This is a genomic window from Candidatus Glassbacteria bacterium, from assembly GCA_019456185.1.
In the GTDB taxonomy this organism is placed as follows: Bacteria; Gemmatimonadota; Glassbacteria; order GWA2-58-10; family GWA2-58-10; genus JAJRTS01.
The window spans coordinates 1-5,754 of record VRUH01000069.1; the positions used below are offsets into that span (position 1 = coordinate 1).

Here is a 5,754-nt window from a genome sequence, read left to right on the forward strand (position 1 = left end):
CCTCGATGTCGGCTCATCGCATCCTGGGGCTGGAGAAGGTCCCAAGGGTTAGGCTGTTCGCCTATTAAAGCGGTACGCGAGCTGGGTTTAGAACGTCGTGAGACAGTTCGGTCTGTATCCGCCGTGGGCGCAGGAGATTTGAGAGGGTCTGTCCCTAGTACGAGAGGACCGGGATGGACGAACCTCTAGTGTACCAGTTGTACCACCAGGTGCATCGCTGGGTAGCTATGTTCGGACGGGATAACCGCTGAAAGCATCTAAGTGGGAAGCCTTCCTCAAGATAAGATCTCCCCTTCGCTCGCTTCGGCGTGCGATCTGAAGGCCCCTGGAAGACTACCAGGTTGATAGGCTGGAGGTATAAGCATGGCGACATGTTCAGCCGACCAGTACTAATAGGCCGTGAGACTTGACCTGATTTAATTTCTTTGTCACTTGGGCGCTCGTGTCTTGACAAGGCAATCGATTTTCAAAAATCACCTTTGCCGGTGACTACAGCGAAGGGGAAACACCCGTTCCCATTCCGAACACGGCAGTTAAGCCCTTCTGCGCTGATGGTACTGCGGGGGTGACCCCGTGGGAGAGTAGGTCGTTGCCGGCTTTTTCCTTAAAACCCCGTCCTTACACAAGGACGGGGTTTTTTGTTGCCCCTTATCCCTCCGCCGTCTGGCGCGGACGGCTTTCCGTTGTTATCTTATCCGCGTTCTGAAAGCTAATGCTCATTCACGCTGACCGGGGTTGCGCAGGTGTCCGCTGGCATCTCTGGAAAATACCCCTGCCTCGTCATCGGCGGCGGGATTATCGGCTCCTCCGTAGCCCGCGAGCTGGCCTCCCGCGGCCGCGGACCCGTGGTTGTGCTCGACAAGGAACCCGAGCTGGGCCTCCACGCCTCGGGCCGCAACAGCGCAACAGCGGCGTGCTCCACAGCGGGATCAACCAGCAGCCCGGCTCGCTCAAGGCCCGCATGGCGGTGGAGGGCAACCGGCTCGCGCGCGAGTTCTGCACCGAGCACGGCGTGAGGATGGAGCGCTGCGGCACGATCGTGGTCAGCCGCGACGAGCGCGAGCTGGCGGTGCTGCACACGCTGCTGGAGATGGGCGCCGCCGCCGGGGTGGAGGGCCTGCGGATCATGGAGGCTGGCGAGCTGGCCGAGCGGGAGCCCTCGGCCGTGGGGGATAACGCCCTGCTCAGCCCCAACGGCGCGATTGTCGACAGCGAGGCGTTCGTCCGCGCGGTGGCCGATGACGCCCGGGCAAAGGGCGCGCAGTTCGTGATGAACGCCGAAGTGACCGCCATCAGGAAAAATACCGTGGTCAGCAAGGCCGGGGATTTCGAGGCGGGCCACGTGATCAATTGCGCCGGACTCTACTCGGACCGGATCGCCCGCATGATGGGCGCCGGCAAGGGCAAGCGGATTATCCCCTTCCGCGGCGAATACATGGAAATCACCGGGCTGCCCGTGAATTCGATGGTTTACCAGGCACCCGATCTGCGCTACCCGTTCCTCGGCGTGCATTTTACGAAAACGGTCGATGGCCGGGTGCTGGCCGGACCCACCGCCATGCTCTCGTTCGGCCGCGAGGCCTACGACAAGCAGATTGTCCCCGGCGACAGCATCGGCATGATCGCCAGTCTAAACTTCTGGCGGCTGGTTTCCAGCGGCAAGTTCCTGCGCCTCGTCTGGCACAACGGCAGGATATCTTTCTCCGACCGCGCTTTCCTGGCCGAGATCCGCACCCTGGCCCCCGATGTGGCAATGGATCAAATTAAGCCCTGCCGCTCTGGGATCAGGGCCCAGATGGTCGATAACAGCGGCCGGATGGTCAACGACATGGTTGTGGAATACCTGCCCGCCAGCACCCATGTCCTCAACGCGGTTTCCCCCGGCATGACCGCGGCCCTCGCGTTCGCCGGCCACGTGGTGGACGAAATAATCAACGGAAACTGACCTCGCCTCCAGGCCGACACCACCGGTCAGGAGCTGGTCCGGCTGCTCGACGTGATTTCAACGAATGGCACTCATTTTTTCCGCGAGTCCCGGCATTTTGATGCTCTCGCCGAGCTGCTCGAACATTGGGCGTCCAGGGGCCAACGCCGTTTCCGACTGTGGTGCAGAAATGATCGAGTTCGGCAGGCTGAACCTGTCGGTCTTTCCCTATCCGCTCAAAGGTCCGCTTGATATAATATTCTGCCGCAACGTGATGATCTATTTTGACAGCGATTTACGCAGCCGCGTACTGAATAACATGTACAGGCTGCTCAAGCCCGGAGGACACCTGATGGTCGGGCACGCGGAAAGCCTGACCGGCCTGGTGAGCCGGTTCAAGAATGTCCGGCCCTCGGTGTATATCAAGGACTAAGACTAGCTTGACAGGACCGAGGCGGCGCAGGGCCTCTTCCTCGGCGAGCAATCCCGTACAATTCTTCAGGTCCGATACCCTCCTGCGCACGAAGACCCTGCCTGATACGACAGGTGCAATCAATTCCCGTATATGATGAAAACCGGCTAAACTGTTGCAATTCAATGCCGTACGCCGATCGATAATCTGCTATTAAATTAGTTGACAAATACGATTAGTTGGGTGATAATATTAAAGTCCGAGTAAATATTCGCAAGCAGCAGCACGGCTCTTGAACTCAAGTCCCTGCATCTCGTTAACTTTATAGAAGGAAGCTTGCTCCGCTTTTAATGACGGATTTGTTGAGCCGGTTTGCCGATTTTAACCGATCGAGTTCTGCCTGTAATCGACTGCAGCCCCCGCGCGAGTTCCGGGACCTCTCGTCCCGGCCTTGCCAGTCGCCACGGCAGGGGGGGGGGTAGAGTTGTTGATTCATGTCGAGGATATTATTCCCGGAATGCTGCTCGAGAGCGCTATCTCTCTTAAAGCAGGCAGTTACCTGCTTACACCGCAGGAAATTCCGGACGGCCTCGATGAGAAGGTTATCGAGTCGATCCACCGTTTTTCCAGCCAGTTTTCACCCCTGCCTCATTTCGTGAACATAGTTGAAGACGACCGGACGCTGGTCAAGCTTCACGAGATCCTCACCGCCGATATCGGCAGGGTTGCCGACACGATCAGGGCCGGCGGCGACTTTCCGAACTTCCTCTCCGACGCGGACTTGGGCGAAAAGGTTGGACGGGTTCTGGAGAAGGTGCTGTCCAACCCCGATATAATCCGCGAAGTCTATCAGTTCAAGAACGCTTCCCGCGAAGGGGCGGACAGCAAATCAGCCTTTCTCGATCACACTTTCAGGGTCACTTTACTTTCTGTTGCCCTGGGAGTCAGGCTGCACATGTCGGTTATCGCCCTGATCAACCTGGTTGCCGCCTCGCTGATGCACGATATCGGAATCCTGCAAACTGAAATCTATCCCCGGATGGGTGAGCTCGACGAACTCAATGACAGACAGGTCCAGGAGTGGGTCGACGAGCACGCCAGACTTTCCGCCGAAGCGTTCGGGAAGGCTCAGATGACAATGCTGCCGCAGACAAAAGCCGATATCCGTCGCGCTATCGAGCACCACCACCGTATCGACCTGGCCACCGAAAAAAAACGCTCGCTGGCGGCTGTCCTGCATTTAGCCGACCTGGTGGACGAGATGATCGGTCCGATGCCTCATCAGCTGCGGTATAATTTCAACCCGGTGCAGTTGCGTGAGATCGGCCGCAAGATGGCGCAGCGCGCGGGGATCAACCGTGTGACTCTGGCCCTGGTGAAACTCTATCGCAAGGTCCCGCCCGCTTGGCCGATGGTCCTGGAGCTGGCGGAACTGTTCGGCCTGCAGGAACTGACTATCGAGAACTACGAGCAGAAACTCAAGGAAATCTTCGACATATGCCCCTACGGAATGCAGCGCCCGTATCCGCAGCTCGGCGGCAGTCAGGTCCCGCGGATGGTCTACTGCAAGGACCGCGAGAAGGAACATGATTGCGAGCATTACGGCCGGGCTCAGGTCGCGATCCAGACTCCGTCGGGCAAGATGGTGCAGTACTACAAGTGCGGTACGATGACCAACGCGCTGGTGGAACTGAACAAGGAGATCCGCCCCACTGTGGAGTGATCGCGTTCCCACCTGGTAACAGCCGCCCAAAAACCACCGCCTCTTCGGGGCCTGCTTCATCCCCGGAGGGGCGTTTTGCGTGGGCGCAACAATGTGTGGCGCATTCGCTGCCCTCTGAGTAGTTTGCAGCAGGCTGACCCGAACAGGTATGCATCCCAACGAACCGGAGGCAGGCAATGGAACAGGCCGTACTGATAATCACCATGATTCTCTATTTCGTGGCCCTGCTGTTGATCGGCTGGCTCAGCCGCAGCGACAGCGATTCACTGGACGGTTACTACGCGGCCGGTCACAAGCTGCGTTACTGGGTAGTCAGTTTCTCCAGCAGTGCCACCGGCGAGAGCGGCTGGCTGCTGCTGGGACTGACCGGGATGGGCTACGCGGTGGGACTGCACGCGGTCTGGGTGATTATCGGCGAGACGCTTGGCATGGGAATCGGCTGGTTCATCATGGCCCGCCCGTTCAAACGCCTCTCGTCGCGCTACGGCTCGATCACGATGGGCGACTACCTGGAGGACCGGTTCGCCGACACTCGTCACCTCCTGCGCATTATCGGCACGGTGATCCTGATTTTCATGGTCTCCTGCTATATCGCGGCCCAGCTGACCGCCATCGGCAAGGCGTTCAAGGTCTTCCTGGATATCGATTTCGTCACCGGCACCCTGATCGGCCTGGGGATCATCCTGTTCTACACCGTGGTCGGCGGGCTGAAAGCTGTCGCCCGGGCCGATTTCTTCCACGGCCTGCTGATGCTGCTCGGGCTGGTGGCCCTGCCCGTGGTGGCGATAGCCGCGGTCGGCGGGTTCGGGCCGATGCTTGAGGCCCTGCGCGGAATCGACCCGCTGGTGCTGACGATCTCCGGCAAAGAGGGCTGGACCCTGGCCGGCGTAATCAGTATCGTCGGCTTCCTCGGCGTGGGCCTGGCATTCATGGGCAGCCCGCAGCTGTTCGTGCGCTTTATCGCCGCCCGCAACGAGGATGAGCTGCGCGTGGGCAAATGGGTGGCCGTGGCCTTCATCCTCGTTGTCGATACCGGGGCCGTGCTGGCCGGGATGGCCGGGCGGGTGCTGTTCGACGGTCTGGCCGACCAGGAGTTCGTGATGCCCATGCTGGCCGTCGAGCTGTTCCCGGCCTGGATCACCGGCATCTTTATCGCCATCGTGCTGGCCGCGATTATCTCCACCGCCGATTCGCTGATGATTCTTTTATCGAGCGCCGTGATCCGCGATCTGTATCAGAAAGTGATCAACCCCGATGCGCCCCAGCGCCGGCTGGTGATCTGGGGCAAGGTGATGACCGTGATCGTGGGCGTGGTCGCGTTCTTTTTCAGTCTCTCCGAGAGCCGGCTGATTTTCTGGTTCGTCCTGTTCGCCTGGAGCGGGATCGGCTGCGCCTACTGCCCGGTGGTGATCATGAGCCTGTTCAGCAAACGGGTCAACCTGGCCGGGGCCGTGGCCGGGATGGTGAGCGGGTTCCTGATCACGGTGGTCTGGGCGATCTGGCTCAAGGAATCGACCGGGCTATACGAGATGATACCTGGCTTTTTCGGTGCGCTGGCGGTGATCTGGGTGGTGAGTTTTTTTGCTGGGAGAACCGGGGATTCTCCCAGCAGTGAGATGGTTCCATAAGAAAGTCGAAGTATTAAGATATCTTGATAAAAGGCATATACTTTTCTTCTTTCCAGTCGATGAAAAA

At 59.2% G+C, this 5,754-nt stretch carries 5 protein-coding genes and 2 rRNA genes; all 7 read left to right on the forward strand.

What is annotated here, in order from left to right; translation table 11 throughout:
• Window positions 1-413 (forward strand): 23S ribosomal RNA (locus FVQ81_16435); the annotation flags it as partial.
• A 68-nt stretch (window positions 414-481) separates the two neighbouring features.
• A 5S ribosomal RNA gene (gene rrf / locus FVQ81_16440) occupies window positions 482-598 on the forward strand.
• A gap of 127 nt (window positions 599-725) precedes the next feature.
• Window positions 726-1,016, forward strand: a complete 291-nt coding sequence (locus tag FVQ81_16445; protein MBW7998121.1) for an FAD-dependent oxidoreductase — start codon at window positions 726-728, stop codon at window positions 1,014-1,016.
• Window positions 914-1,945: an FAD-dependent oxidoreductase gene (locus tag FVQ81_16450; protein ID MBW7998122.1), complete on the forward strand. Its 1,032-nt coding sequence runs from the start codon at window positions 914-916 to the stop codon at window positions 1,943-1,945. Before FVQ81_16445 ends, FVQ81_16450 begins: the two co-directional genes overlap by 103 nt.
• Before the next feature lie 64 nt (window positions 1,946-2,009).
• The gene (locus tag FVQ81_16455) at window positions 2,010-2,357 is read left to right on the forward strand and encodes a methyltransferase domain-containing protein (protein MBW7998123.1); all 348 of its coding nucleotides are present in this window, start codon (window positions 2,010-2,012) and stop codon (window positions 2,355-2,357) included.
• Between the two features lie 463 nt (window positions 2,358-2,820).
• Window positions 2,821-4,059, forward strand: coding sequence for an HD domain-containing protein (locus tag FVQ81_16460; GenBank protein ID MBW7998124.1), 1,239 nt, complete (start codon window positions 2,821-2,823; stop codon window positions 4,057-4,059).
• Window positions 4,060-4,235: 176 nt separating this feature from the next.
• Window positions 4,236-5,687, forward strand: a complete 1,452-nt coding sequence (locus FVQ81_16465; protein MBW7998125.1) for a sodium/proline symporter — start codon at window positions 4,236-4,238, stop codon at window positions 5,685-5,687.
• Window positions 5,688-5,754: the final 67 nt, after the last annotated feature.

What these genes read in the sequence shown, in the direction of transcription:
- FVQ81_16455 (MBW7998123.1), top strand. Translation starts at nt 2,010, where the DNA reads ATGGCACTCATTTTTTCCGCGAGTCCCGGCATTTTGATGCTCTCGCCG.
- FVQ81_16465 (MBW7998125.1), top strand. Translation starts at nt 4,236, where the DNA reads ATGGAACAGGCCGTACTGATAATCACCATGATTCTCTATTTCGTGGCC.